The organism is Lysinibacillus sp. FSL K6-1151, assembly GCF_038630755.1.
Lineage (GTDB): Bacteria > Bacillota > Bacilli > Bacillales_A > Planococcaceae > Lysinibacillus > Lysinibacillus fusiformis_D.
The window spans coordinates 4272832-4298604 of record NZ_CP152040.1 but is presented as its reverse complement, the minus strand read 5'-3'; the positions used below and the strand labels follow the sequence as shown (position 1 = coordinate 4298604).

Annotated in this window: 29 protein-coding genes and 2 other annotated features; of the genes, 22 read left to right on the top strand and 7 right to left on the bottom strand. The window is 37.8% G+C overall.

The features are described from left to right. Positions 1–454: 454 nt before the first annotated feature. Positions 455–1630 carry a hypothetical protein gene (locus MHI04_RS20765; RefSeq protein WP_342535144.1) on the bottom strand — a complete coding sequence of 392 codons (1176 nt, stop codon included), beginning with the start codon at positions 1628–1630 and terminating at the stop codon, positions 455–457. Positions 1631–1864: 234 nt separating this feature from the next. Here MHI04_RS20765 and MHI04_RS20760 point away from each other — a divergent pair, with 234 nt between their 5' ends. The 4 genes from MHI04_RS20760 (at position 1865) to MHI04_RS20745 (ending at position 4248) form a co-directional block, all read left to right on the top strand. Continuing rightward, entirely contained in the window at positions 1865–2503 is a 639-nt protein-coding gene (locus MHI04_RS20760) for a hypothetical protein (protein WP_036128625.1), read from the top strand. Between the two features lie 152 nt (positions 2504–2655). Further along, positions 2656–3228 (top strand): hypothetical protein, encoded by a 573-nt coding sequence (locus tag MHI04_RS20755; RefSeq protein WP_036128622.1) that lies wholly within the window; start codon positions 2656–2658, stop codon positions 3226–3228. Beyond that, complete coding sequence (locus MHI04_RS20750) at positions 3221–3502, top strand: hypothetical protein (RefSeq protein WP_036128620.1); 282 nt, start codon at positions 3221–3223, stop codon at positions 3500–3502. Before MHI04_RS20755 ends, MHI04_RS20750 begins: the two co-directional genes overlap by 8 nt. A gap of 8 nt (positions 3503–3510) precedes the next feature. Further along, positions 3511–4248 carry a hypothetical protein gene (locus MHI04_RS20745; protein WP_230593978.1) on the top strand — a complete coding sequence of 246 codons (738 nt, stop codon included), beginning with the start codon at positions 3511–3513 and terminating at the stop codon, positions 4246–4248. Positions 4249–4584: 336 nt separating this feature from the next. Here MHI04_RS20745 and rpmG read toward each other — a convergent pair whose 3' ends face one another. Beyond that, positions 4585–4734 (bottom strand): 50S ribosomal protein L33, encoded by a 150-nt coding sequence (gene rpmG, locus MHI04_RS20740; RefSeq protein ID WP_036128616.1) that lies wholly within the window; start codon positions 4732–4734, stop codon positions 4585–4587. A gap of 169 nt (positions 4735–4903) precedes the next feature. Here rpmG and MHI04_RS20735 point away from each other — a divergent pair, with 169 nt between their 5' ends. Next, positions 4904–6097 (top strand): GTP-binding protein, encoded by a 1194-nt coding sequence (locus MHI04_RS20735; RefSeq protein WP_036128614.1) that lies wholly within the window; start codon positions 4904–4906, stop codon positions 6095–6097. Between the two features lie 19 nt (positions 6098–6116). Here MHI04_RS20735 and MHI04_RS20730 read toward each other — a convergent pair whose 3' ends face one another. Both MHI04_RS20730 and MHI04_RS20725 read right to left on the bottom strand, forming a co-directional pair. Beyond that, entirely contained in the window at positions 6117–6659 is a 543-nt protein-coding gene (locus MHI04_RS20730) for an isoprenylcysteine carboxyl methyltransferase family protein (RefSeq protein WP_101966888.1), read from the bottom strand. Between the two features lies 1 nt (position 6660). Further along, entirely contained in the window at positions 6661–7743 is a 1083-nt protein-coding gene (locus MHI04_RS20725) for a 3-oxoacyl-[acyl-carrier-protein] synthase III C-terminal domain-containing protein (RefSeq protein ID WP_036128609.1), read from the bottom strand. A 402-nt stretch (positions 7744–8145) separates the two neighbouring features. On the opposite strand from MHI04_RS20725, the gene rsgA reads away from it, so the two are divergent. The 4 genes from rsgA (at position 8146) to metG (ending at position 12372) form a co-directional block, all read left to right on the top strand. After that, the gene (rsgA, locus tag MHI04_RS20720) at positions 8146–9216 is read left to right on the top strand and encodes a ribosome small subunit-dependent GTPase A (RefSeq protein WP_342504359.1); all 1071 of its coding nucleotides are present in this window, start codon (positions 8146–8148) and stop codon (positions 9214–9216) included. A 17-nt stretch (positions 9217–9233) separates the two neighbouring features. Continuing rightward, the gene (fosM, locus tag MHI04_RS20715) at positions 9234–9659 is read left to right on the top strand and encodes a FosM family fosfomycin resistance protein (protein WP_342535141.1); all 426 of its coding nucleotides are present in this window, start codon (positions 9234–9236) and stop codon (positions 9657–9659) included. 15 nt (positions 9660–9674) lie between these two features. Beyond that, positions 9675–10322: an HAD-IA family hydrolase gene (locus MHI04_RS20710; RefSeq protein ID WP_342535140.1), complete on the top strand. Its 648-nt coding sequence runs from the start codon at positions 9675–9677 to the stop codon at positions 10320–10322. Positions 10323–10418: 96 nt separating this feature from the next. Beyond that, positions 10419–10680 (top strand) — a binding site (T-box leader). Between the two features lie 57 nt (positions 10681–10737). Continuing rightward, on the top strand, positions 10738–12372 hold the full coding sequence (gene metG / locus MHI04_RS20705; RefSeq protein WP_342535139.1) for a methionine--tRNA ligase: 1635 nt from the start codon (positions 10738–10740) through the stop codon (positions 12370–12372). Between the two features lie 107 nt (positions 12373–12479). Here the strand turns inward: metG and MHI04_RS20700 are convergent, their stop codons facing one another. Beyond that, positions 12480–14051, bottom strand: coding sequence for a 2-isopropylmalate synthase (locus MHI04_RS20700; RefSeq protein ID WP_101966891.1), 1572 nt, complete (start codon positions 14049–14051; stop codon positions 12480–12482). Between the two features lie 91 nt (positions 14052–14142). Beyond that, positions 14143–14381: a binding site (T-box leader), on the bottom strand. Positions 14382–14579: 198 nt separating this feature from the next. Here MHI04_RS20700 and MHI04_RS20695 point away from each other — a divergent pair. Next, positions 14580–15332, top strand: a complete 753-nt coding sequence (locus tag MHI04_RS20695; protein ID WP_330493690.1) for an HAD-IIB family hydrolase — start codon at positions 14580–14582, stop codon at positions 15330–15332. Positions 15333–15400: 68 nt separating this feature from the next. On the opposite strand, the gene MHI04_RS20690 is transcribed toward MHI04_RS20695, so the two are convergent. Beyond that, positions 15401–17095 (bottom strand): methyl-accepting chemotaxis protein, encoded by a 1695-nt coding sequence (locus tag MHI04_RS20690; RefSeq protein WP_330493691.1) that lies wholly within the window; start codon positions 17093–17095, stop codon positions 15401–15403. Between the two features lie 311 nt (positions 17096–17406). Between MHI04_RS20690 and MHI04_RS20685 the strand changes: the two genes are divergently transcribed. From MHI04_RS20685 to MHI04_RS20670, 4 genes are all read left to right on the top strand, one after another. Further along, the gene (locus MHI04_RS20685) at positions 17407–17901 is read left to right on the top strand and encodes a DUF1648 domain-containing protein (RefSeq protein WP_036128585.1); all 495 of its coding nucleotides are present in this window, start codon (positions 17407–17409) and stop codon (positions 17899–17901) included. A 374-nt stretch (positions 17902–18275) separates the two neighbouring features. After that, a complete protein-coding gene (locus MHI04_RS20680; protein WP_170829872.1) occupies positions 18276–18710 on the top strand; it encodes a DUF1801 domain-containing protein in 435 nt (144 codons plus the stop codon). Beyond that, entirely contained in the window at positions 18711–19088 is a 378-nt protein-coding gene (locus MHI04_RS20675; protein WP_089933750.1) for a VOC family protein, read from the top strand. Between the two features lie 61 nt (positions 19089–19149). Then, a complete protein-coding gene (locus MHI04_RS20670; protein WP_058843905.1) occupies positions 19150–20130 on the top strand; it encodes a GNAT family N-acetyltransferase in 981 nt (326 codons plus the stop codon). Positions 20131–20178: 48 nt separating this feature from the next. Here the strand turns inward: MHI04_RS20670 and MHI04_RS20665 are convergent, their stop codons facing one another. Then, positions 20179–20616: an Rrf2 family transcriptional regulator gene (locus MHI04_RS20665; RefSeq protein WP_330493692.1), complete on the bottom strand. Its 438-nt coding sequence runs from the start codon at positions 20614–20616 to the stop codon at positions 20179–20181. A 190-nt stretch (positions 20617–20806) separates the two neighbouring features. On the opposite strand from MHI04_RS20665, the gene hmpA reads away from it, so the two are divergent. The 8 genes from hmpA to MHI04_RS20625 all read left to right on the top strand — a co-directional run bounded on the left by hmpA (position 20807) and on the right by MHI04_RS20625 (position 25758). Beyond that, a complete protein-coding gene (gene hmpA / locus MHI04_RS20660) occupies positions 20807–21973 on the top strand; it encodes an NO-inducible flavohemoprotein (RefSeq protein ID WP_036128577.1) in 1167 nt (388 codons plus the stop codon). A gap of 227 nt (positions 21974–22200) precedes the next feature. Then, entirely contained in the window at positions 22201–22461 is a 261-nt protein-coding gene (locus MHI04_RS20655; protein WP_036128575.1) for a metal-sensitive transcriptional regulator, read from the top strand. Between the two features lie 42 nt (positions 22462–22503). Beyond that, positions 22504–22845, top strand: coding sequence for a rhodanese-like domain-containing protein (locus MHI04_RS20650; protein WP_036128573.1), 342 nt, complete (start codon positions 22504–22506; stop codon positions 22843–22845). Positions 22846–22856: 11 nt separating this feature from the next. Continuing rightward, complete coding sequence (locus MHI04_RS20645) at positions 22857–23156, top strand: rhodanese-like domain-containing protein (RefSeq protein WP_036128571.1); 300 nt, start codon at positions 22857–22859, stop codon at positions 23154–23156. A gap of 63 nt (positions 23157–23219) precedes the next feature. Beyond that, positions 23220–23768 (top strand): sulfurtransferase TusA family protein, encoded by a 549-nt coding sequence (locus MHI04_RS20640; protein WP_036128569.1) that lies wholly within the window; start codon positions 23220–23222, stop codon positions 23766–23768. Between the two features lie 16 nt (positions 23769–23784). Then, on the top strand, positions 23785–24180 hold the full coding sequence (locus tag MHI04_RS20635; RefSeq protein ID WP_036128567.1) for a DsrE/DsrF/DrsH-like family protein: 396 nt from the start codon (positions 23785–23787) through the stop codon (positions 24178–24180). An 81-nt stretch (positions 24181–24261) separates the two neighbouring features. Next, positions 24262–25389, top strand: coding sequence for an MBL fold metallo-hydrolase (locus MHI04_RS20630; RefSeq protein ID WP_342535137.1), 1128 nt, complete (start codon positions 24262–24264; stop codon positions 25387–25389). 141 nt (positions 25390–25530) lie between these two features. Then, complete coding sequence (locus MHI04_RS20625; protein WP_342535136.1) at positions 25531–25758, top strand: sulfurtransferase TusA family protein; 228 nt, start codon at positions 25531–25533, stop codon at positions 25756–25758. Positions 25759–25773: the final 15 nt, after the last annotated feature.

Sequence of the window (25773 nt, the reverse complement as noted above, 5' to 3'; positions counted from 1 at the left end):
GTTTAGGGGCTCGCCTGTCTCGCTATCCCACGGGACTCAAGTAGCCTTCCACCCCATAAAATAAATTTAGCAAAGGTTCAAGTGAAGGCATTCACTACTCTTTTATGGAGGGGTATTGTCACACATCACTTCTCCACATTGAAAGTAAGAGGCTATCCTCTCTTATAATATAAATAATGGGCTATTTTGTTCAGGAAAAGACACTTTTGCAGAATGGTTGATTGGAGTGGAGCCAGCGTCACTCCTAGGGGATTTAGCGTCACAGATGAGACCCTGGAGCGAGCGTAAGTGAGTGAAGCGGCTCATCGGACGCCCCCTGGAAAGGACGCTGGCGGAACGGAAATCAACCCCTCGCCTTACAAAATTGCTTATTATGCCGTTGACATTACCTTTTTTCAACAACATGACATCCACTATGTGTGTAAATACATAGTGGATGTAAAAAATAAATAAGTTAACTCCATCTTTTAAAGAAATCGAAAAATGAGTTCTTTCCCTTCTTATTTTCTTCAATCGGCTTATTTACAGATTCAGGATGCGTATTCTCCTCTTCAAGGGACGAATGAACCTCATAAGCTGCTCCGGTTTGATACACTTCAACAAACTCCTCTGTTTCTAAAGAAGGAGAATGATAAATGTCAACAGGGTCAGCTATTGTTTCTGAAATGACTTGGTCGAGAGGTTCGCTAACTATTGCTGTAATATCTTGACTAACAGGCTCGCTAGGCAATTCCGAAATAACTTGTTCAAACGATTCTTTAGATATTTGGGAAAACTCAAGATTGTTATCCTCTTTTTCAGAATGCATAACCTCGCTAGGATCGTCTACTATTTCCGTTCCAATGCTAACCGATTCATGAACAATAGAAGAATTATTCTCGATGTTTTCATCACTTGAAGTAGGCTGTACAGCAGATGGGTCATAAACACTTACTGGAACTTCCTTTGCATCCGTGGCATTTTTAAAATGGAAGGTGGATTCAACTGTCGTGTTTCTGTATAAACCATTGTATATTTGGCTTGGGTGCGTATTAATTGATTGAAAATATTGTTGATTAAAATGTCGCTCTTCAGGCTTAGTTGCCTGTAGATCATTGCCAGGAGAAGGAGCGCTATTATTTACATTTAGTTGGTGGTTTGTAGCTTTACCTGCCAAACTTTGCAGTAGTCTATAAGAGGGCTGTGCTGATGTAATCGTCGTTTGATCTGTTGTCTGAGCCATTCTAGGTTGTCTAGGTAAAAGAGTAGCCGAAGTTTGAGAAGGCAATTCAATGGAGGAAGGAATGGTTGTTGTATCATTTTCTTCAACTGTTAATAATTTGTTTAAAACCGCTAAAATCTCTTGATTCATCCCTTCAATGGTTTGATTCAAAGATTCAATCTGTGTTGAAAGAAGCTTTATTTGGTCATCATAGCCTTTTATATACGAATTTTGTTTACTATCTAATGTCTCTGTGATCCCTTCTAAATGGGCCATTTGTGTTTTCAGTCCATCAAACTCCTGCTGCATATAAAGGAAATCTTCAATTGACGTTCCCATCTTTAATGAAGTTAACGATTCTCTGTAGGTTTCAATTTTTTGCTTTAATTTTTCAATTTCTTGAGTGGTATACAATTTTGACTCTTCCATTGTAGTTCACCCCTTTCAGTCCATTATTAGTTTATTAAAAATATTGACTTTCTGTTACAAATATACCGGTCCTTTCAACATTTTAGTCTTCCTATAAAGAAGAAAGTGTGTGAAAAATGATCCTTTGCTGATTTTAACAAATATCATAAGGAACTATTTGTTAGCCCATGCACTTATAGCTGAAAAACATATGCTACAAACGAAAGATAAAAATTTTATGGAGGTGTCAAAAGGATGCAAGAGCATATGCCATCCCAGGCGCAGGAACTAATTTGTATAAATGTCGATAAGGTATATGACTGGATTGTAAAAGAAATGTCATTTGATATTTCTCCTACTGGAGCAATTACATTCCCAGGCGTAACACCAACGACTGACTTAACTGGTGCAATTGTTACATGTAGAGTAATTCCAGCTGCTACAAACCCAATTGTGATCCTGAACCGTGAGAATCGTCAATTCTCTATTGATGGATCAACTGTTTGTCTGCAACATTTAAATATTCAAAAGAACTTCATTCTAACGATTGTCGTTACTTTACCTAATGGTACTGTTTTCACAAGTGCTGAAATTCCAGTTTCTCGCTGTGAGCAAGTGACATTATGTGCTCCTAAAGGTACAGATGTTGAAATCTTATACACAGATTTAGATTGCTTCGTATGTACAACTGGAACACTTGCAGCTGGAACAGGTACAATTACGTTTTCTGCGTTAACAATTACTGTTGCCGTTTGTCAAAGCATTCAGTCTACATTCCCAGTTACTGTGGAATTCTTAGCAACTTTCTGCGAACCAAGAGCAGACTTACCATTCTCATGTCCAACTGCAGTTCGTCCACAACAGTGCCCTATTATTTTCCCAACTTTAGGTTAACGGTGCTAACAAATAGAGGAAAGTCATATCATGAAGAGAGGATAATCCTCTCTTTTTTTTATTTTAAGTCAGCGGATGTCGCAGATTTCCAAAATAATCTGGATACCATTACGCCTAGGCACAATTGATGGAAAATAGTAAGGAGGTACGGAGTGAAAAATCGTGTAGAAGACAAGATACAGGAATTAAAAGAACAAACAAACGCTTATGTTTATGAAATTAAACAGCTGGTCGAGGGGCTGACCATTCCAAACAGAGTCAACCTCATTAGTTATTTTACAACCTCGTTCAATATTTCTTATGACCCTGAACAAGAAAGTTTATGTTTAGGCTCCTATCATATTCACAATATCGGTAGTACAGCCATTACAAACCCCTATCTGTGTATAACATTACCGAAGGAATCGCCATTTTACTTTTCTGGGAGATATGTTCATGAAAATTTTACGCCAAATTTTAAGACACAGGGACAGAGCAACTGGGAACGTTTTAACGATAAATTAAGCAAAGAGGAGTACTGGCTGAAACCCGTAGGAAAATCAATAATCGAACCGAATGAAACCATTTCATTTACTAATTTTCAAATAAAATGGTCACATAATTTACCATATTCAGGCACTATTATGGGTTTTACATATTGCGATCAGCTTACAGATGGTATTGTCGTTTTAAATCCGATTAATCTCAATGGAATGGGCCAAACACAGGAGGAAGACAATGAGTGAAAATGAAAAACAAGAGTTTGGTAGTGTGCTCCATCAATTATTGAAGGAGCAACTAAGTCGCCGTAATGAACAGGATAATAGCTTTGCATTTCTTGAAAAAAGTACATTACATTTATTAATCGCCTCTCTTGTCTTAGGCGAAAAGAGTGATGCTGAACAATCACAACATCCACAACAAGAAGCGGAGTGGATAAAGCAGTTGGATGAAATACTAGAGGAAAGTAGAATGCAGTTTGAAGAGGTGGTTGATTTACTAAAAAGGTATTCTGGCTAGGGGGTGTGATGATGGACAATGATATTGTAAAAAACAATGATCCGATACAGCTCCAACAAATGATTATTTTTTTAAGGGCCGAATTAGCCAAGTATAAAAATGAAGTGAAAAGGCTTAGAGATAGTGATTATTATGCTTTAGTTCTGCGGCTCGAACGAGAAAATATACAATTAACAAGACTAAGAAAAGATCTTTCGATGGAGCTATTAAAGTTGAAAAGAGACTTTGACAAAGAGCTTCAAGCCTACGATGAAGAAATTCAAAAACGAGAAGGACAAAGAAAAAAACAAATTGCATCCATAGAAGCATTATTAAAGGAAGTTGCCGAATTGCGAGCTGAAAATAAGTCATTGAAGAACAGTGTTCAAGTCTCACATAAAGCTTCGATTGAGACAAATGATAAAGCTATTATTGAAGGTCTAGATAAAAAAATAAGCGACTATACAACAGTAACAGGTAAACAAATGAAGCATATTATAGAGGCGCTAGAAACATATCATAGGGATAAAGTAGAAGCGGACAGCCTTCAACAGCAACTATTAAGAGAGTTGGAGATGAAAAATTTAGAAATTGAAAGATTAACCCATGAATTAGTTGAATTCAAAAATCAAACTGATGGTAGTAGCTCATCGATAAAGCAACAAGTCCAGATAGATGAACAAATAAATTTCAGATTAAGGGTGCTCGATGAATTAGATCAAAAATTGAACGAGCTAGCTTTAGAAATCAATAGAAAGCAAGTATAGCTGAAAATTTTATAATGACTGTTTCAAAATGTATACCTTTGAAACAGTCATTTTTTAGTTGCTCGATTGGAAGGGATGTTGGAGGTGCTACGTTTGATGGAAGGGAAAGCTGCTTGAGCTCCGCTCGAGAAGAGCTAAACTTCGTTCTCAAAATAGAGTAGGTCGCTCAAAGGTTTGTCAACAGCGCTCTCAAAGTGTGGAAACTGGTGTTAAAGAAAGCCCCATCTGCTCCAAGATTAGATAACCTCGCACATACGATGTTGCCCCTGCTCCAACAATAGAGAAATCCACTCAATAAATGCATCAGCACTACTCCAAATTTATCCCATTGCAAAATTATTTTGTTTCTCTATGGACTGTTACGCGTTTCAGGCGAGGGGAGTATTTTTTAAGCTCCAATCTTTCTGGGTGATTGCGTTTATTTTTAGTCGTTATATAGTTTTTATCACCTGTTTCAGTGCAGGCTAGTGTTATTTGAACACGCATGTATGACCCTCCTTTTAAATAGTAATTGTTACGATTTAAACGATATATTTCTCACCGAATATTGTCAAGTTTATTTTTGTAAGTAATAAAAAGCTTTGCATTTTCCAATATTGTATGATTTAATTACAAATTGTAAATAGTAATGATTACGATTTAAGGAGTTGTAATAATGACAAAGAGAATTCCCGTTACAGTATTGAGTGGTTATTTAGGTTCTGGTAAAACAACTATGATGAATCATGTATTGCAAAACAACAAGGATTTACGTGTCGCGGTTATTGTAAATGATATGAGTGAAATTAATATTGATGCGGAGCTGATTGCTAATGGCAGCGGTATATCGCGTACAGAGGAAAAATTTGTAGAGCTATCCAATGGCTGTATTTGTTGTACATTAAGAGAGGATTTATTGCAGGAGGTGGAACGTCTTGCGAAGCTTGGCAATATTGATTATATTTTGATTGAATCGACGGGGATTAGTGAGCCAATTCCAGTCGCACAAACATTTAGTTATTTAGATGAGGAGCTTGGCATCGATTTAACGAAGTTTTGCCAATTAGATACAATGGTTACTGTCGTGGATGCACATCGCTTTTGGCATGATTTTCAGTCGGGGGAAAGTTTATTAGAGCGTAAGGAAGCGGTTGGTGAATTAGATGAACGTGATGTTGCGGATCTGCTCATTGATCAAATTGAATTTTGTGACGTTCTGGTCTTAAATAAGTGTGATTTAGTATCGGCAGAGGAGCTTGAACGGTTAGAACGTATTTTGCGTGCATTGCAACCAGAAGCGAAACTTATTCGTACAACAAACGGTGTGATTGATCCAGCAGATATTTTAAATACAGGTCGCTTTGACTTTGAACGGGTTTCAGAGTCGGCTGGTTGGCTAAAGGAATTAGAGCTTGGTCATGAAAATCATACACCAGAGACAGAAGAGTATGGGATATCTTCATTCACCTATAAAAGCAAAAGACCCTTCCATCCGATGCGTTTTGTCGAGTGGTGTGATCAAATGCCAGAATCGATTGTACGAGCAAAGGGAATTGTTTGGAGTGCAAGACATCAGGATGTTGCACTATTATTATCTCAGGCTGGGTCATCTGCAAAAATTGAACCTGTTTCTTATTGGGTAGCAGCCCTACCTAAAGCACAGCAGCAGGATGTATTTCAGCAAAGTCCTGAAGTATTGGAGGATTGGGATGAGGAATTTGGAGATCGAATGACACAGCTTGTTATTATTGGGATTGATTTAAATCGAGAAGATATAATCAAACAATTGGACAACTGTTTATTAACGGATGAAGAGTTCCATAATCCTTGGGAGCGTCTACAGGACCCATTCAACTGGGAATGGCATTAAGAAGAAAAGAAGATTTCGGTTAAGACTCCGAAATCTTCTTTTGAAATACACGATTATAATTAGTAGCATCTCGTAATGCTTTTTCTTCTATAGGAATTCGTACAGAAAGCATTGTAATATTTAATAATGTAAAACAAAATGCTGTAAAGTAAGCCTGAAACATGAGAGGTAGTAAAAGGATTTCCAAACAAACTACCGCATAATTGGGATGACGCATATATTCATATGGCCCTTTACGGACAACTTGAGCATCAGGTAATATAAGAATTTTTGTATTCCAAAAGGAGCCCAAAGAGCGAATACACCAAATCCTTAAGGCTTGCACAGCTATAAATAATAGAAAAAATAATGGGAATAAGGGCGAGATACCATTGTTATTTGTGACGATTTCTACAATTAAAAACAGAAAAAAACTAACATGCATTGTGACCATATAGGGATAATGAGAGGCACCTACTTCATAGGCTCCTTGTGAAAACATCCATTTCTCATTGCGTTTGGCAATGACAACCTCTGTCAGTCTTTGTAGAATGACAATAGTTAAAATAAGATAGAAGATCATGTTACTCCCTCCAGTTTAATAATACAGCTTCTGCACAAAAACCAGGGCCAAGAGCGACGAGTAAACCTGTATCCTCCACTTGTCCTTCATGTAGCATAAATTGCTCTAATACATACAACACAGTTGGTGATGACATATTGCCATGTTGGCGCAATATTTCCCGAGAAATGTCGGTTTTTTGGGGAGACAAATAAAGTGTATCTTCATAAGCTTTTAAAACCTTTTTCCCTCCAGGATGAGCGATGAAATGAGTAAGTTGCTCACTATATAGTCCTTGTTCCATTAAAAATTTTTCAATGAATGGTCCAAGCCAATTAGTAATAATGGCAGGAATACTTTTTTGAAAAATAACATGAAGTCCATTGTTTTTTACATTCCAACCCATCACATTTTCTGAATCTGGCATCCATTTAGAGCCTGTTGCCAAAATAGAAGGTGTTGTTTTTTTCGTATCGATGGTTAAGTCGTCTCCGCAAACGAGAATACAAGCAGCACCATCTGCAAAAAGAGAAGCACCGATTAAATTACTTTTAGAAAAATCATTTGGCTGAAAAGTGAGGCTACATAACTCGACACAAACGACAAGCACCTTCGCATGTGGATGGGCTTTACAAAAATCAAAGGCTCTACTTACACCTGCTGCTCCGCCAGCACATCCTAACCCCCATAGTGGAATACGTTTCAGTCGATCTGAAAAGGGAAGTTTATTCATCACACGCGCATCAATGCTTGGTGTTGAAATGCCAGTACTACTGACAAAAATGATAGCATCAATCTCTTCGGGAGAAATGGGTGAAGATAAAAAAGCATCATTTTCTAAACATGCCTGGATGACGTTCACGCTGTATTGTGTAGCTAATTCAATATATAAATCATTGCGTTCCTCAAAGGAGTGATTCGTACGATGCCATTCTGATGGAACACAAAAATGGCGGGTGTCGATGCCACCATTTTCAAAAACCTTTAAGTAGCGCTCTAGTTTTGGGATTTTTGCATAGAAAAGCTCTTTCGTTAGTTCCTCTGCATTTGATTGCTGTAATGTGTAAGGTGGTTGATGTGTGCTAATAGAAATGATTTTAGGCAATTCAACATCTCCTCGCATTTAGTGGTCTTGTTCATTCTATGCGTCAAGGATTAGAATAAATGCTTATAAGATTATAATTGACAATTTCTGAAAATTTAGCTATATTGATAACAACTAAATGGAAAGAAGGTGATGTGACATGATGAATAGATCTATTTTTAGCGAACTGCAATTCGGTTTGTTCCATTTCACACGCCTAAAATATACAAAGTGACGCCGTGCTATAACTCGGGGTATTTGTGTATCTTTTAAACGTGCCTGTGAAACCTTGTAACTGCCGAATTGCAGCTACAAGGTTTTTTTCGTGGTTCAAAAAATGCTGAATGACGATAGAGTCTCTGGCGGATATTACAGACATTGCGCTGAGGCGTCAAGGATATGTACGTTTAGGAGGAAAATAAATTGAATTTAACAACAGTAGGTTTTACAACGTATTTTGAAGAGCAAATGATGGAAATGAAAAAACAGCCTAAATTGAAGAATTGTGTGCCTGCAAGGGTTACATTAGAGCATAAGCATTCTTACCGAGTGTTAGCCGAAGAGGGCGAATGGCTTGCGACAATTGCTGGTCATTATGCGTATACGTCTTTAGCTCGGGAGGACTATCCAGCAGTTGGTGATTGGGTGCTAGTAGAGAAAATGCCCGGTGAGGAACGAGCAATTATTCATCAGCTATTCCAACGAAAATCTGTATTTTCACGTAAAGTTGCAGGAACTGAAATTCAAGAACAGATTGTCGCATCAAATGTCGATATCGTGTTACTTGTTATGAGCTTGAACGCTGATTTTAATATTCGACGTTTGGAGAGATATTTAGTAGCTGCCTGGGATTCAGGGGCAAGGCCAGTGATTGTCCTGACGAAGGCAGATTTATGTGAGGATACTGCAAGCTTGGTACAAGAAGTTGAGTCTGTAGCATTTGGTGTAGATATTTTTGTGACGAGTGCTTTATCGGGCGAAGGCTTAATGGAAATTAAGACATTGTTCACGGAGGGAGTGACAGGGGCATTGCTAGGCTCTTCAGGGGCAGGGAAGTCGACCTTAACAAATGCTTTGTGTGGGGAGATGCTGATGAAGGTTGCTGGTATTCGTGAGGAAGATGCTAAGGGTCGTCATACAACTACTCATCGAGAGTTAGTCATATTACCAGATGGGGGCTGTTTAATCGATACACCAGGGATGCGTGAGCTTCAATTATGGGATCAAGGTGATAGTTTAGCTTCAAGCTTTCAAGATATTGAGGAACTAGCAACAGCTTGTCGTTATCGTGATTGTACTCATCAAAAAGAGCCTTATTGTGCTGTCCAGCAAGCTATTGTTGATGGAGAGTTGGATCAATATCGCCTCCAAAGCTACTTTAAGCTCCAAAGAGAATTAGCTTATATGGAACGCAAAACCAATGCACAGGCGAAACTTGAGGAGCAACGTAAATGGAAGCAGATTTCTAAAGGAATAAAAAAAGGTAAAAAATAAGCATTAGGAGCTTAGTTATGACCATTCAACATATTAATCATTTACTATTTTCTGTATCCAATTTAGAGGAATCCATCGCATTCTATGAAAATGTTTTCGATGCAAAATTGCTAGTAAAGGGGAAAAGCACAGCCTATTTTGATGTAAATGGGCTGTGGCTCGCCCTGAATGTAGAGAGGGATATACCACGGAATGAAATCCATCATTCCTATACCCACATCGCCTTTACTATTTGTGAGGATAACTATGACAAAATGTATGATAAATTGCTACAATTAAAGGTCAATATTTTAACAGGGCGTCAAAGAGATGAGAAGGACAAAAAATCGATTTACTTTACAGACCCTGATGGTCATAAATTTGAATTTCATACAGGAACTTTGCAAGATCGTTTGGCTTATTATAAGCAGGAAAAGCCTCACATGACGTTTTTTGATAATTAATCAGGGAGTGATTCTATGAACAAAGCTTTTATTTTTGATATGGATGGCACGTTATTTCAAACAAATCTTATATTAGAGCCTGCGCTCGACGCAACATTTGATGTGCTACGGACAAGTGGCTTGTGGCAAGGAGAAACACCGATAGAAAAATACAGAGAAATAATGGGCGTTCCTTTACCTGTTGTGTGGGAAACATTATGTCCTATGCATGCAATAGAGATACGTGAAGAGAGCAATGTTTTGTTCCATGTAAAGCTGATTGAGCAAATACGCAATCATCAGGGAGCTTTATATCCACATGCTGAACAAACTCTTGCAACATTATCAGAGAATTATCCGTTATACATAGCGAGTAATGGACAGGTTGACTATTTACAGGCGATTGTTGAAACCTATCAATTAGAGCGTTTTATAAAGGGAATCTACAGCATTCAATCTATTGCAAGTGGGCATAAATCAGATCTAGTAAAACGAGTTGTAGAAGAAAATGAAATCGAGAACGGGGTAGTGGTGGGAGATCGTTCGTCGGATATTCAGGCTGCACATGACAATCAACTACAGTCGATAGGCGTTCGTTTTGACTTTGCACAGGATAACGAATTGCAAAAGGCAGACATTATAATAGATGATTTAACAGCGTTATTAAACATCACATTCAATTAATCGCTTAAATTTTAATCTTTATCGAAAAATAGAGTTGATTTAACGACAATGATTGCATTTCATCACTAGAAAGCGTAAAATAGTGCCAATCCTATAGGAAAAGCATTGAAAAGGAAAAGTAAATTGGAGCAGCATTTTGTAGAGAGCCTCTGTTGGTGGAAATGAGGTAAATGAACCCTTTTGAAAATGACCTTTGAGCTTCGTACCGAAAGCTTTTTAGCAAGTAGATTACGACGAGATGGGCACTCGTTACAACAGCGGCAGTATCTCTCATTTTGAATGGAGACGTACTGATGGAGAAAAATAGTGTGAGCTATTTGTAAATATAGGTGGTAACACGGGTATACTCGTCCTAATCAGATTTGATTAGGACGATTTTTTTTTTACCATTTTTTAGTGAGGGGAGCAAACTAGAATGACAATTGTTATTGGAGGCGCTTGGCCATATGCAAATGGTTCTTTGCATTTAGGGCATGTTGCCGCACTATTACCAGGTGATATTTTGGCTAGATATTACCGACAAAAAGGTGAGCAGGTTTTATATGTATCAGGCAGTGATTGTAATGGTACACCTATTTCTATTCGTGCAGCACAAGAAAATACAACAACAGAGGCCATTGCCAATCACTATCATGCTGAATTTACGCAGTGCTTTCGTGATTTAGGATTTACCTATGATTTATACACTAGAACAGATGCAGAACACCATCATGAATCCGTAAAGGGCCTATTTTTACAGCTACTAGCTAACAATTTTTTATACAAAAAGAAAATTGAACAGGCTTACTGTGAGACGGATCAACAATTTCTACCCGATCGATTTGTTGAAGGAATTTGCCCAAATTGTGGTGCAAAAGCAAGGGGAGATCAATGTGATAACTGCTCAGAAATCTTAGACCCACTGGATTTAATAGATAAACGTTGCAAAATATGTGGCAATGAGCCTGTTATTCGTGAGACAGAGCATTTTTATTTTACCTTTAGTCAATTTCAAGGTAGATTGGAGTCTTATGTGGCAGAAGCGAAGGCCCATAAACGTTGGCGAGATAATGCTTTAGGTTTAACGGAGCGTTACTTGGCAGAAGGGGTTCCTGACCGAGCAGTAACAAGAGATTTACCAAACGGCATAGATGTCCCAGTGCCAGGCTTTGAAGGGAAAAAAATATATGTATGGATTGAAGCAGTAGCTGGTTATCTATCAGCAAGTCTAGAGTGGGCAAAAGAGCATCAAATAGCGATTGAAGATTTATGGAATGAAGAGACCATTTCGTATTATGTCCATGGGAAGGATAATATTCCTTTCCATACGGTTATTTGGCCAGCTATTTTAATGGGAATTGGGGCGCAAGCATTACCAACACATATCGTATCGAACGAATATTTAACATTAGAAAAACGAAAATTATCAACTAGTCAAAATTGGGCTGTGTGGGTTCCGTATATTTTAAGTCGTTATGACGCAGACGCCATTCGCTACTTCTTAACGATGAATGCGCCAGAAAACCGTGATACTGATTTTTCATGGCGAGAATTTATTTACAGTCATAATAGTGAATTACTCGGTGCCTATGGTAATTTTGTCAATCGTACATTGAAGTTTATTGAGAAATCCTTTGCCAGCCAGGTGCCACAGGCTGAAGTAGATAGCAATATTCGTAAACAAACCGTTCAGCTGTTTAATGAAGCGGGCAGGCTGATTGAAGGAGGGCATTTTAAACAAGCGTTAGAAGCCATTTTTGAGTATATTCGAGGGGCTAATCGCTATTTTGACGTACAACAGCCATGGCAACAAGTAAAAGAAAATGTGGAGGCTAGTAATCGTACACTAGCAACCTGTGTCTATATTATTGCTAATTTAGGACAGCTACTGCATCCTTTCTTACCATTTTCAGCAGAGAAGGTAAGGAATATGTTAGGCATACAGGAAATGATGTGGCATGAACAAGTAGAATTGCCTCAAATGATTCAAGCAGTAGCTCCTTTGTTTGACCGTCTTGACATTGAACGAATTGAAGAAGAGTATCAAAAATTAGTGAGGGACAGTCGTTAGATTTGAAAAAGCAGTATGACTCATATGATCTGACCCCAAAAAGATAGATTGATGTCTAATTTTTACGGGGTAGTTCACATACGTCATACTGCTTTTTTCAATTCAATTTAATTCATCACAGGTGTTAATTTTGCTACAACAATGCTATTGATAGCATTAATATAGGCTAGGGCACTTGCCTTTAGAATATCTGTATCAGCTGCTTTGGCAATATACTTTTCGCCATCATACTCAATCGTAATTTTCACCTTACCTAAAGCCTCTTTGCCTCGTGAAACACTATTGATATTGTATTCCACTAGTTTTATATCTATGTTTGTAATTTCTGCAATGGCTGAATATAAGGCATCGATTGGGCCAGAGCCTACTGCACTTGCTTTAAAGACTTCGCCGCCTTTACGAACTTTCACACTTGCAGAAGGAAAGCTAGTATTGCTGACGACTTGTAGATCGTCGATATCAAAGAATTGGTCACTATAATGTGTGGCATTTTTATTATTGGCATCATGTTTTTCATAATAGCTTTCCACAATAACGTATAAGTCGTGATCATATACTTCCTTTTTCGCATCCGCTAGCTTTAAGAAGCCTTCAAAAATGCCTTCAAATTCATCTGTAGAAAGATTAGTAAACCCTAATTTTTCAAGGGCATTTTTTACTGCATGGCGACCAGAGCGAGCTGTTAGTACTAGCTCCATATCATCAAGACCTACATCTTCAGGGTGAACAATTTCATAAGCATCACGAGATTTTAGCAAACCATCCTGATGAATACCAGAAGAATGCGCAAACGCATTATCTCCCGTAATAGCTTTATTGACCTGGACATCTAGACCCATAAAGCTAGAAACAAGGCGTGAAGTATTCATAATCTCTTTTGTATTGATACGTGTCTCAGCGTTGTAGACGGAGCTACGAGTTTTTAGCGCCATGACAACTTCCTCTAATGCAGCATTACCTGCACGTTCACCGATACCATTGATTGTACATTCCACTTTATCCGCCCCATTTTTAATGGCAGCAAGTGTATTAGCCGTTGCCATCCCTAGGTCATTGTGACAATGAACGCTTAGAAGAACGCTATCGTTTAAATTTTTCATACGGTCATTTAATTTAAAAATCATCTCTCCAAATTCTTCTGGTTCTGCAAAGCCAACCGTATCAGGAACATTAATCATAGTTGCGCCAGCTTTCATAACAGCTTCGATTGTTTTCCAAAGATATTCAAAATCTGAACGAGACGCATCCTCTGTGGAATATTGAACTTGCGGCAATAATGATTTAGCGTACTTCACAGCATCTACACCAATTTGTAGAATTTGATCCTTTGATTTGCTGAATTTTTTCTCCACATGAATGTCGGATGTTCCAAGTACCATGTGAATCATTGGATTTTCTGCATATTTTACAGCGTTATAGACGGCATCAATATCTGCCTTCACTGCACGTGCTAATGCTGTAATCATGATGTCGTTCGTGTTGCCGACCTTTTCAGCTACGGCCCTGACAGCATCAAAATCACCTTGTGATGAAGCGGGGAATCCAGCTTCGATAATATCGACCCCTAGTTTTTTCAGTTGCTGTGCAATCTCTACTTTTTCATATAGATTTAGCTTTGCACCAGGCACTTGCTCGCCATCACGTAAAGTTGTATCAAACACCCAAATTTTTCTTCCCATTCTCAAACACTCCTTTTGTCGTAATTAGTATCTAAAATCTACACGTAGGCCAAAGTCATTAAAAAAATAAAAAAACCCATCTCTATATAAAAATAGAGACGAGTTTATGCTCGCGGTACCACTCTAATTGACCTTCTCATTACAGAAAAAGTCCACTTATCGACAGCTATCACTGTCTATCCTGTTAACGGGGGAAACCGACATCCCTTACTATTATGTTCAGGGAGTAGCTCATGGACGAGTTCAAAATGTGTGTCTACCGATTTACACCAACCATCGGCTCTCTACAAGTACACAATCACTTTTACTATTTCCAATCTTGGCCTGCAATGTGTTGTTGAAAGCAATAATACTTGGATATTAACTTCCTGTCAATAATATTCTAAAAATTTTTTTAATTCTGTCTTAAGCGATGTGTATCTTATTAATCATTTGATATTTAGTGAAATGTATAGGAAACCACTAAAAATAGTAATTTCTGTGAGATAATAATGGAGTAATTGAACATCATGAAAGGAAGGAAACACCATGAAATTTGTCTTTGATTTAGATGGGACTATTTGTTTTAAAGGGAAACCGTTAAGTGAAGGAATCATCAATGCTTTAGAAGCATGTAGACGGCATGGACATGAAGTGATGTTTGCCTCTGCAAGACCAATACGTGATCTATTACCGGTATTACCAGAATCAATGAGAGCATATCCAATGGTAGGTGGTAACGGGGCATTTGTTGCTCGTGATGGAGAAACAATTGAGGTGACAGCTTTTGCTTCAAAAATAGTGGAGGGTATTCGGCAGATTATTACCGCTTTTCAATTACCATATCTAGTAGATAGTCATTGGGATTATGCTTATACAGGAAGTGAGGATCATCCAATTTATCGAAATCTAGATCCTTTAAAAGCGGCAAAAAAAGTAGCATTGCAGGATATTCATGACATTGTAAAGGTAGTGTTATTTCCAGGGGAACAGCGAGAAGCTGTATTGTCTGAACTACAAAAGCTTCCGGTGAGTCTGTATGAGCATGCTTCAGAAAATATTGTGGATATAAGTCCTAATGGTATTGATAAATGGAACGGCTTATCTAAATTGGGTGTTGCTGCAGGGGAGTTTATTGCATTTGGAAATGATGCAAATGATGCTTCTATGTTTTTGAAGGCGAAGGAAAGTGTCTGTGTAGGAGAGCACCAGGTACGTGAAATGGCTACATTACAAGTTCCTAGCGAGGAAGCTGCCGTCATTGAAATGCTTCTTATGCTAAGTGTAAAGTACAGTACATAGAAATATATAACTAAAAAACTGCTCATTTTCTAGAGGCAATAAACCTTCAGAAAATGAGCAGTTTTTATTTAATCTAATTTAAAACGAGAAACTTGCGTGTGAAGCTCTTCTGCCATATTTGAAAGGGTAGCTGCTGAAGCTGCCACTTCTTCAATAGTAGCCAATTGTTCTTCTGAGGCAGAAGCGACATTTTGTAAATTAGATGAGGACATTTGTGCAATCGTTGCTATTTCATCAAAGGAAGCATAAATTTGCTCTGCACTAGATGACATCTCCTCCGACACGGTTGTAGCTTCTTGGATTTGCATGGAAACTTGTTCAATAAGCTCGACAATTTTAGAGAAGCCTTCTTCTGCTACTTTTACAACTTTCATACCAATTTGAACCTCTTGCATACCGGTATCCATCACGGTCACAGCACGATTTGTATCTTGCTGAATTTCAGAAATTAAAGTAGCAATTTGCTCCGCGGATTTTTTCGATTGCTCTGCTAACTTTTTCACTTCATCAGCAACAACGGCAAAACCACGCCCATGATCGCCTGCACGAGCCGCTTCAATTGCAGCATTAAGTGCTAATAAATTTGTTTGTTCAGCAATATCCGTAATAATCCCAATAATATTGCCAATTTCAATAGAATGTTCATCTAAATTTTTCACAACACTTGCCGACTCTAAGACGGCTGTATTAATTGTTGTCATCTGAGAAATGACACGATGTAATGAATCATTGCCTTTCTTAGCTTCTGAATTCGTTTCGATTGCCAGTTCAGAAACCGCAGCCGTCGTAGAAGCTAATTGCTGTATGCCCTTTGTCATATTTTTCATCGCTTCAGAGCTTTCTGAGGCATTTTTTCCTTGGGCTTCAGAGCCACTAGCAACCTCTTGAATAGAAGAAGTGATTTGTTCTGTAGCCTGTATAGTTTGGTCTGCACTTGCTGTTAACTCAGCAGCAGAGCCACTAACTTGCACTGTGTTTTGACGGACATTTGTAATTAAATCCTTTAAATTTGCAGCCATTTGATTAAAGGCAAGGGCTAAGTCACCCACCTCATCACGGTTTTTAATACGAATTTGTTCGGCTGTTAAGTCGCCTTCCGCTATTTTTTTAGCAGCTTTAGCCATGCCGTTAATAGGGCGGGACATTAGGCTTCCTACAACCATTGCAATTATCAGACTTATGACAACAGCAAAGACCCCAAGTAGAAGCATTTGGAGTTTAATATCTTGAATTTGTTTTGATGTAGCAGCCATTTTTTTATCAATATAGTCACTTTGATAATTTGAAAGGTTTTCAACGCGTTCATCAAACTGTTTAATGATTAGGCGTCCTTGAGTACTATCAAGTTTTTCATACTTTTCAGTTTCTCCTTCAGCCTTTAACGCAAACATACGGTCAGCGAATTGTTGGACACTTTGCTCACTTTTGTTAATAGCCTCTAAGAATTTTATTGATTCATCAGAATCTAAAGTAGCCATCAACTCTTCAGATTTTTGCTTAAATTCCTCGCGAGAGTCCTGATTGCTTTGATAATTTTGCTTGTCTCCAAGCAGTAAATAGCCACGCATACTAACAATTTCTTGTTTTGCAATAACTCGTAATTCCTGAATACTGATTGATTTAGTTGTTTGTTCCTCCAGTAATGTACGATAGGTCTTATTTACAGAATCTAGCTGTTTTATATTTAAACCAATTGTCGTAACAAGCACTAAAATCACTATAAAAAAACCGAGTAATAATTTCTTGTAGATAGTAAATCGCATAGTTGAAATGTCCTTTCTCAGTAATTAGTAGAAATGTTACAAAATAATGAAATATGTATATATATCATTTATATCAGATTATACGGATTTTACAAAGTATTATGAGTATTTTTACTGTAATTAATAGTTTGAAGATAATATCAATTTATATGTGATGTGATAAAAAAAGGAGATTTTATAGATAAAATATTAATAATAATAGAGATGGTTAATGATATCTATTGAATATTAAGCCAATTTTCATAAATTTTGAAACTTTATTTATAGTAGTTACGTAGAAGGAGTAATGGAAATGAATAGGGGTGAAGGAAATGTATAGACCAATTTTAAAATTACCCAAAACAAAATCAGAGAAAATATGGAATTATATTGGCGGAGGTATATTTGTTGTATCCATCATCTATATTATATTTGCATGGTTCGAATTACCTAATGAAATTCCTGCGCACTTTAATGGTGTAGGCGAGGTAGATCGATGGGGCTCAAAGGTAGAGTTATTTATTCTTCCATTCATTGGTTTATTTTTATGGATTGTCATGGGACTACTAGAAAGGGCCCCACATATGCATAACTATCCAGCACGCTTGAATGAAAACAATGTAGAAGCATTCTATTTAAATAGCAGAAAAATACTAAATGAAGTGAAAAACCTCTGTCTTATTTTCTTCGCATTTATATCATTCCAAATGGTTCGTATTGGTCTTGGTGAAACAAATTCGTTAGGTTGGTGGGTCTTACCTGTCATCCTATTAGGAACTGCTATTCCGATCATTAAAGGGATAATTGCGACTGCAAAAATAAAATAATAGGTAATAACGTAAACGCTTGAAATTTTTCAGGCGTTTATTTTTTATACCCAAATTTTCAATAATTCAGTATACTAACAAAACTAAGATGAAAATGTATCAGTACATTATTAGCTGCCAAAAAGGAGATAAAGGTACAGTAAAATGGTGTTAAAGCTAGGCAAAAGGAATTTAAACTGAAGGCTGAATTAGCAGTTGTTATAATCAATAAACCTCGTGATTTGTTAGTTAGAAGTTCTGTTAAAGCACCATTTAATCGAATTATTTCATTTGTGTTCTCTAGTGATGAGATGGTAAATTATTTACAAAAAGTGTTAAAGAGGACTACGCTAGGAGTGAAGGTAGTAAACTACATGATAAAAGTGAGGCAAAATATGAAAAATGTATATATGGAGCAAGTCGAAGAAAAATGGCGTGATGCTTTTAGTGAGCTTGTTGCTGCCGTAGAAACGAATGTACCAGATGGATTTGAACAAACAATGCAATATGGAATGGTCAGTTATGTGGTACCATTAACATCCTATCCTGAGGGTTACCATGTGACACCGAATACGCCATTACCTTTTATTAGCCTAGCTGTACAGAAGCGTCATATTGCACTCTACCACATGGGTATTTATGCAGATCCAGCATTGCTTTCTTGGTTCCAAGAGGAGTATGCAAAGCGAGTGCCCACAAAATTAAATATGGGGAAAAGCTGTATTCGATTTACAAATGCCAAAAATATTCCATTTGATTTAATCGGTGAGCTTGTGTCAAAAATAACCCCTGCGCAATGGATTTCACATTATGAAGGAGTGAAAAAATAGATGAAAAGCGCGACTCCATTTTTAATGTTTCAAGGGCAGGCCAATGAGGCGATTGAACAATATAAGAAGTGGTTTCCAGATTTAGAAGTTGTTAGCTTAGCGTATATGGATAATTCACAACAGGTAGCAATGGCAGTCCTCCATTTAAAGGGATTAAAATTGCTGGTGAATGATAGTGCCATTCAACACGAGTTTACGTTTACTCCATCAACATCAGTCTTTATAGAGTGTGATTCGGAGGAGGAAATAAACCGTTTTGTTGCCCAAATGCTAGAAGGCGGCCAAGCATTAATGCCACTTAATCATTATGGTTTTTCTAAACAGTTTGCATGGATTCAAGATCGTTTTGGCATGTCCTGGCAATTATCGTATGATTGATGAATTAGGAATATAAATAATGAAAAGAAAACAAAAAATAGTAGTAAAAGGGGAATTGAGGATGGCGGTAACTTTAGTGAAGCATGATATTAAATATGCTGAGGCGATGCATGAGTTATCTTCTATGCCGCAGGTGCGAGATGCCCTCGGGTTACCTGCTGGTAAGGTAGAAGATACCATTAATTTTATCAAACGTGAATGTGTGGACGAGGAAGAGGGGAAGACGGTTCCTCGTGTAGTTTTGAATGAGGAAGGGCAACTGATTGGTGTAACATCCCTAATGTTTATAGATCATGATAAAAAGAGCTGTCATATTGGCTCTTGGCTAGGTCACCAATTTTGGGGGAAAGACTATAATCTTGAAGCCAAAACAGCTATCTTAGACATTGCATTTTTCGAGCTAGGACTAGCACGGGTTTTTGCTGGGGCTCGGAAGGTAAATATCCGATCACAAAAAGCACAAGAAAAACTGCCTTTTATTCGATTAGGTGTGGAAAGTAAATATCCAGAGGAGCATTCATGGTTGGAGGTGAAGGAAAAACAACCGTGTGTGTTAAATGTCTTTGAACGTGAAGATTTTGTCCGTTATCGAATATCCCTACAGAAGGTAGATGGCAATCGTGAAGATTTTTTACCACAATTAATGCTAGCTGATGAAAGTGAAATGGTAGTTCGAGAATACTTAGATAAAGGCACTTTATTTGAAATTAAGTGTGGGGAGCTGCTGGTGGGGGTGGCGTTAGTCATTGCGCAATCTGATACAACGATCGAGTTGAAGAATATTGCTATTGTGCCAAAGTACCAAGGGAAGGGAATGGGCAAAGAGGTATTACGACAACTCACTGAAATATGCCAGAAGGAAGGCTATCAAACAGTGCTTGTTGGAACAGCCAACTCAAGTATTGATAATATTGCCTTTTATCAAAAAGCAGGCTTTCGCATGGAGGCTATTGAAAAAGATTTCTTCCGCCATTATCCAGAGCCTATTTATGAAAACGGCATTCGCGCATTAGATATGATTTTCTTTTCAAAGGCATTATAAGTATCTTCATAAAGAAATACCCGTTCAACAAAGGTTGAGCGGGTATTTTTATTCCCCAAGCAGAAGAGCCATTAACTTTTCTTTGGAATGTAAGAAATCGTCTAATGTATAGCGATCTAATACGTTCAAATAGGCTTGTAAAGCTTCATACAGAACACCTTTCAGCTGACATTCTGGGGCTATTTTACATAGATTATTTTCTTTATCGAAACATTCTACAAGATGAAAATCTTCTTCTGTATGACGAACAATTTCACCGATAGTAATGGTTTTTGGATCGATGGCTAAGCGAATGCCACCACCACGTCCACGAATCGTTTCGATATACCCTAATAATCCAAGCTGATGTGTCACCTTCATTAAATGGTTTTTCGATATATTATAAGCATCTGAAATCTCTTGAATAGTTGATAATTGACCATCTTCCTTCGCACCTAGATAAATAAGAGTACGCAGAGAGTAGTCTGTGTATAAAGTTAAGCGCATCAGAACACCCTACTTTCTATAATTCAAAATAATTATAGCATTTTTACATTGAAGTATAATATTTTCAAACCATTTTTAAAGATGTATTTAAAATACATTAATTATGTCCATTTTGTTAAAGATGTATTTAAAATATTGCTTTAAGAAAATGAAAGGGTTATATTGTAATCACGAAAGGATGGTAAGCGATATGTTAAAACAAGAAACAATTCAAATTATTAAAGCAACAGTACCTGTATTAGAAGTTCACGGTGTTGAGATCACGAAGACGTTTTACAAAAATATGTTTCAAGCTCATCCAGAATTATTAAATATTTTTAATCACACGAACCAAGAACAAGGTCGTCAGCAAACAGCATTAGCTAACACTGTTTATGCTGCTGCAGTTCATATTGAAAATTTAGAAGCAATTTTACCAGCAGTAATGCTTATAGCACATAAACACCGTAGTTTAGGTATTTTACCTGAACATTACCCAATCGTTGGGGAAAACTTATTAAAAGCTATTAAGGAAGTACTTGGTGACGCAGCAACCGATGACATTATTAATGCATGGGCTGAGGCATATGGCGTTATAGCAGATATTTTCATTCAAGTAGAAGAAGAGTTATACCAGAAAACTGAGAATAACGGTGGATGGCGTTTATTTAAACCATTAAAAGTGGCGAAGAAAGTTGTTGAAAGTGACTTAGTTACATCCGTTTACTTTGTGAATGAAGATGGCTCACCACTGCCAGCTTATGAACCAGGTCAATATATTAGCATCCGTGTAAAAGTGCCAGGCGAAGAGTATTTGATGAACCGTCAATACACACTTTCACAAGCGAATGCAGAAGACGGCTATCGTATTTCTGTAAAACGAGAAAGCGATCATACGCCAAATGGTAAAGTTTCAAACTATATTCATGATGACTTACAAGTAGGAGATTTAGTTGATGTAAGTGCTCCAGCTGGGTTATTTGTTTTAGAAGAAACGGCTGCACCAATTACATTTGTAAGTGGTGGTATCGGTGTAACACCTTTAAACAGTATGTTGCAATCTTTACATGATGATGCAGTGAATGAAGTAAACTTTATCCAATGTGCTCGTAATGAGAAAGTTGTAGCGTTCAGCGATGACATTCAGGAGAAAGTAAAGGTACTACCGAATGCATCCTATACAGCTTTATTCTCTGAAGAAGATAAGCTTATTACAAAAGAGTTATTAGCAGAAAAAGTTGCTAATAATGCAGATGTTTATGTATGTGGGCCTGTAGGCTTTATGGAAGCTGTTATTAAAAACTTACAGGAAATTGGCGTGAAAGATGAAAAAATTCACTATGAATTCTTCGGACCAGCCATGCAATTAGCTAAATAATATAATGTGTAGGTCCCTGTTATGAGTTACAACTCGTAACAGGGATTTTTTTGCGGACAATCCTGAGAGATGGATTAAATCTGAAACGAGATGAGTGAAGCGGTATGACGGAAAGAGCGAACTATGAAAAAAAGTAGGGACTTTCCCGTTGACAATATACCTTATGGGGTATATTATAAATCACGTAAGCAAGTTCAATCAATCGTTATGGAGGGGGCGCAAACAGCATGGCTTATGGTTCTAACACAGCAAATCGTGTGAAACGTATGGAAGGCCAATTACGGGGTATTTTACGTATGATGGAAGACGGTCAAAACTGTAAGGATGTGATAACGCAGCTATCTGCCGTACGTTCCGCGGTTGATAAGACGATAGGTGTTATTGTTAGTGAAAATTTATTGGATTGTGTATCAACAGCTAAAGGTGATGCAGAAAAAGTGAATTTCGCTATTCAAGAGGCAATGGATTTAGTTGTGAAAAGTCGATAGTTTTGATATACCCCAAAATGTATAAAGAAGGAGAGTGATCACATGGAAACATGGATTGTTATTGCGCTTATCGCAGCGTTTTTCATTTGGCGAATGAAGCCTACTAAAGGTATTCATTCAATTTCTGCTGCACAATTAAAAAATATGCTTAATGATAAAGATAAGGTATTTATTGATGTGCGTACACCAGCTGAGTATAAGGGACGTAACATTCCGCAATTTAAAAATGTTCCGCTTGGATCAAGCTTTGACAAACTACCAAAGGACAAAGAAATTATTGTCATTTGTCAAAGTGGAATGCGAAGTAGCCAGGCTTGTAAGAAACTAAAAAAACAAGGCTTTAAGCATGTTACCAATGTTCGTGGCGGAATGAGTGCATACTAGGAGGAGGAAAAATGAAGGAAATTACAGCAAAAGAAGTTCAACAAGCTATGGAGCAGGGAAGCAAGTTGAATCTTATTGATGTACGAGAGGTAGATGAGGTAGAGACTGGTCATATTCCAGGTGTTATTCATATCCCGCTCGGATTATTAGAGTTTCGACTACATGAATTAAATAAGAATGAGCCGTATATTATGGTTTGTCGATCAGGTGGACGTAGTGGTCGTGCTACTCAAATACTAGAAAGTAATGGCTTTATTGTATCCAACATGGCTGGTGGTATGCTTGCTTGGGAGGGCGCAGTAAAAATATAGAACATAGCTATATTTTTTTAGTAAAAATAATACCCATGTAGGTATATGGAGGTTGTTAGGTGTATGAAGTCTGATTTTCAGCTAGATGCTAAAGGACTATCTTGTCCGATGCCGATAGTGAAAACGAAGAAGGCGATGGCTGATTTACTGGATGGTCAAATTTTAGAAGTTTCTGCGACAGATAAAGGATCGAAAGCGGATATTGCTGCATGGGCTGAAACGGTTGGTCATCAATACATTGGTACGTTAGAGACAGATGGTGTGCTAAAGCATTATATTCGCAAATGTACAAATGAACAAATAGTAGAGATGACATTTGGTCAAACGATTGATCTAGAGCAGATTACCAATCGTGAGGGATTGATTCTTGATGTACGAGAGGAGACAGAGTTCGCTTTCGGACATATTGAGGGAGCAAAATCTATTCCGATGGGTGAACTAATGGCACGACTTACGGAGCTTGATAAAGAGCAGGAGATTTATGTCATCTGTCGTACAGGAACACGCAGTGATATGGCTGCACAAAAGCTTGCTTCACATGGTTTTACAAAGGTATTTAATGTCTTGCCGGGGATGACATCCTGGACGGGCAATTTAACAAAAAGCATTTAATTAGGAGGAATTTAAGATGTCAAACAAGGTAGCAATCATTGCAAGTAATGGTGGTTTATTTGATGCGTATAAAGTGTTTAATATCGCAACGGCTGCGGCAGCTTCTGAGAAGGAGGTAGCCATCTTCTTTACGTTTGAAGGGCTGAATCTCATTCATAAACAAGGGATGCATGTACTACCGATGCCTGCTGGCGCGGAGCATTATGCAAAAGGTTTTTCAAAAGCAAATGTACCAGCCATCCCACAACTGGTGGAAATGGCACAAGAACTAGGGGTGAAATTTATTGCTTGTCAAATGACTATGGATGTCATGGGTTTATCAACAGATGATTTTATTGACGGTATTGAAGTAGGTGGAGCTGTAACTTTCCTTGAGTTTGCCAAAGATGCAGCGCCATCACTAACTTTCTAGTAATTTGTTCTTGAGAGTGGGGAGTGACTATAGCTCTCCGCTATAAAAAACATTGAAATCATACCTATGGGGGTAAAATGTATGTCTATTCAAAAGTGGAGTGCATCACAAGTTGCTAAAAAGGTCATTAATAATGAAGCGCTGTTTATTTTAGATGTTCGTAATGCAGAGGCATTTGAAGATTGGAAAATGGAGGGACATCGATTTGAGTACCTAAATATCCCGTACTTTGAGTTGTTAGATGGGATTGAAGATATTTTACCTAAAATTCCGGCTGAACAAACAGTATTAGTTGTCTGTGCCAAAGAAGGCTCATCATTGATGGTCGCTGAAATGTTGTCTGAGGCAGGTCGTGATGTTGCCTATTTAGCAGGAGGCATGAAATCTTGGAGTGAATATTTAGAGCCGATTAAAGTTGGGGATTTAACAGGTGGTGGAGAGCTGTATCAATTCGTCCGTTTAGGAAAGGGCTGCCTTTCATATATGGTCATTTCTGAAGGTGAGGCAGCGATTATTGATGCTGTGAGATTTACAGATGTATTTACAAGCTTCGCTGAACAGAAGAACGTTACAATTAAATATGTTTTTGATACACATTTACATGCCGACCATATTTCAGGTGGACGCCATATAGCAGAAGAAACTGGTGCAGCTTACTACTTACCACCAAAAGATGCTGAAGAGGTTGTCTTTCCTTATACACCTCTAGTTGATGGAGCCACTGTTCAAATCGGTGCTTCTAAAATAGATGTAGGTGCTATCTATTCACCTGGTCATACAATTGGCTCTACATCTTTTGTCATCGACGGCAGCTATTTATTAACGGGTGATATTTTATTTATTGATTCAATTGGTCGACCTGATTTAGCTGGACTTGCTGAAGATTGGGTTGGAGATTTACGAGAAACACTTTATAGGCGTTATCGCAAATTGTCTGAAGAATTAATAGTGCTACCAGCACATTTCATGATTATTGATGAGCTTAATGCAGATGGAACGGTTGCGAAACGATTAGGAGAGTTATTGGCGCAGAACCATGGTTTAAATATTCAAAGTGACGAGGAATTTAGACGTGTTGTCACGGATCAATTACCTCCACAGCCAAATGCATATCAAGAGATTCGTCAGGTAAATATGGGGAAAATAACACCTGCACCAGATGAACAGACAGAAATGGAAATTGGACCAAATCGCTGTGCTGTCCGATAGTGTATGCTAAAGTGCAATGAGTACGCATGCATGCTTGTAGCGTGTAAATTCCGTGAATGGAAGGCACTCTTCCTTCCTGAAGTTAATAAAGTGGAACCGGCAAAATCGCTTACACCCTTTGTCGGATCAAAGGAGATTACTATGATGTCAAATTTACAACTAGATGCAAAAGGCTTGTCATGTCCGATGCCTATTGTGAAAATAAAGAAGGCAATGGATACATTAGTTACGGGGGAAATCTTAGAAGTTCAAGTAACAGATAAAGGAGCTTTAGCGGATATTCCTGCTTGGGCTAAAGCGGGAGGGCATGTGATTTTAGATCAATCCGAGGTTGCTGGTGTCATTACATTTTTAATTCAGAAAGCATAGAGCTTATTGAGGGTT

Coding starts and splice junctions, on each gene's coding strand:
- rpmG (WP_036128616.1), bottom strand. CDS start 4,734: ATGCGTGTTCAAATAACACTAGCCTGCACTGAAACAGGTGATAAAAAC.
- MHI04_RS20745 (WP_230593978.1), top strand. CDS start 3,511: ATGATGGACAATGATATTGTAAAAAACAATGATCCGATACAGCTCCAA.
- MHI04_RS20645 (WP_036128571.1), top strand. CDS start 22,857: ATGAAGGAAATTACAGCAAAAGAAGTTCAACAAGCTATGGAGCAGGGA.
- MHI04_RS20700 (WP_101966891.1), bottom strand. CDS start 14,051: ATGGGAAGAAAAATTTGGGTGTTTGATACAACTTTACGTGATGGCGAG.
- MHI04_RS20685 (WP_036128585.1), top strand. CDS start 17,407: ATGTATAGACCAATTTTAAAATTACCCAAAACAAAATCAGAGAAAATA.
- MHI04_RS20635 (WP_036128567.1), top strand. CDS start 23,785: ATGTCAAACAAGGTAGCAATCATTGCAAGTAATGGTGGTTTATTTGAT.
- fosM (WP_342535141.1), top strand. CDS start 9,234: ATGACCATTCAACATATTAATCATTTACTATTTTCTGTATCCAATTTA.
- MHI04_RS20760 (WP_036128625.1), top strand. CDS start 1,865: ATGCAAGAGCATATGCCATCCCAGGCGCAGGAACTAATTTGTATAAAT.
- metG (WP_342535139.1), top strand. CDS start 10,738: ATGACAATTGTTATTGGAGGCGCTTGGCCATATGCAAATGGTTCTTTG.
- MHI04_RS20765 (WP_342535144.1), bottom strand. CDS start 1,630: ATGGAAGAGTCAAAATTGTATACCACTCAAGAAATTGAAAAATTAAAG.
- MHI04_RS20695 (WP_330493690.1), top strand. CDS start 14,580: ATGAAATTTGTCTTTGATTTAGATGGGACTATTTGTTTTAAAGGGAAA.
- MHI04_RS20690 (WP_330493691.1), bottom strand. CDS start 17,095: ATGCGATTTACTATCTACAAGAAATTATTACTCGGTTTTTTTATAGTG.
- MHI04_RS20630 (WP_342535137.1), top strand. CDS start 24,262: ATGTCTATTCAAAAGTGGAGTGCATCACAAGTTGCTAAAAAGGTCATT.
- MHI04_RS20750 (WP_036128620.1), top strand. CDS start 3,221: ATGAGTGAAAATGAAAAACAAGAGTTTGGTAGTGTGCTCCATCAATTA.
- MHI04_RS20730 (WP_101966888.1), bottom strand. CDS start 6,659: ATGATCTTCTATCTTATTTTAACTATTGTCATTCTACAAAGACTGACA.
- MHI04_RS20625 (WP_342535136.1), top strand. CDS start 25,531: ATGATGTCAAATTTACAACTAGATGCAAAAGGCTTGTCATGTCCGATG.
- MHI04_RS20670 (WP_058843905.1), top strand. CDS start 19,150: ATGGCGGTAACTTTAGTGAAGCATGATATTAAATATGCTGAGGCGATG.
- MHI04_RS20710 (WP_342535140.1), top strand. CDS start 9,675: ATGAACAAAGCTTTTATTTTTGATATGGATGGCACGTTATTTCAAACA.
- MHI04_RS20650 (WP_036128573.1), top strand. CDS start 22,504: ATGGAAACATGGATTGTTATTGCGCTTATCGCAGCGTTTTTCATTTGG.
- MHI04_RS20675 (WP_089933750.1), top strand. CDS start 18,711: ATGAAAAGCGCGACTCCATTTTTAATGTTTCAAGGGCAGGCCAATGAG.
- MHI04_RS20640 (WP_036128569.1), top strand. CDS start 23,220: ATGAAGTCTGATTTTCAGCTAGATGCTAAAGGACTATCTTGTCCGATG.
- MHI04_RS20655 (WP_036128575.1), top strand. CDS start 22,201: ATGGCTTATGGTTCTAACACAGCAAATCGTGTGAAACGTATGGAAGGC.
- MHI04_RS20680 (WP_170829872.1), top strand. CDS start 18,276: ATGAAAAATGTATATATGGAGCAAGTCGAAGAAAAATGGCGTGATGCT.
- MHI04_RS20665 (WP_330493692.1), bottom strand. CDS start 20,616: ATGCGCTTAACTTTATACACAGACTACTCTCTGCGTACTCTTATTTAT.
- MHI04_RS20735 (WP_036128614.1), top strand. CDS start 4,904: ATGACAAAGAGAATTCCCGTTACAGTATTGAGTGGTTATTTAGGTTCT.
- hmpA (WP_036128577.1), top strand. CDS start 20,807: ATGTTAAAACAAGAAACAATTCAAATTATTAAAGCAACAGTACCTGTA.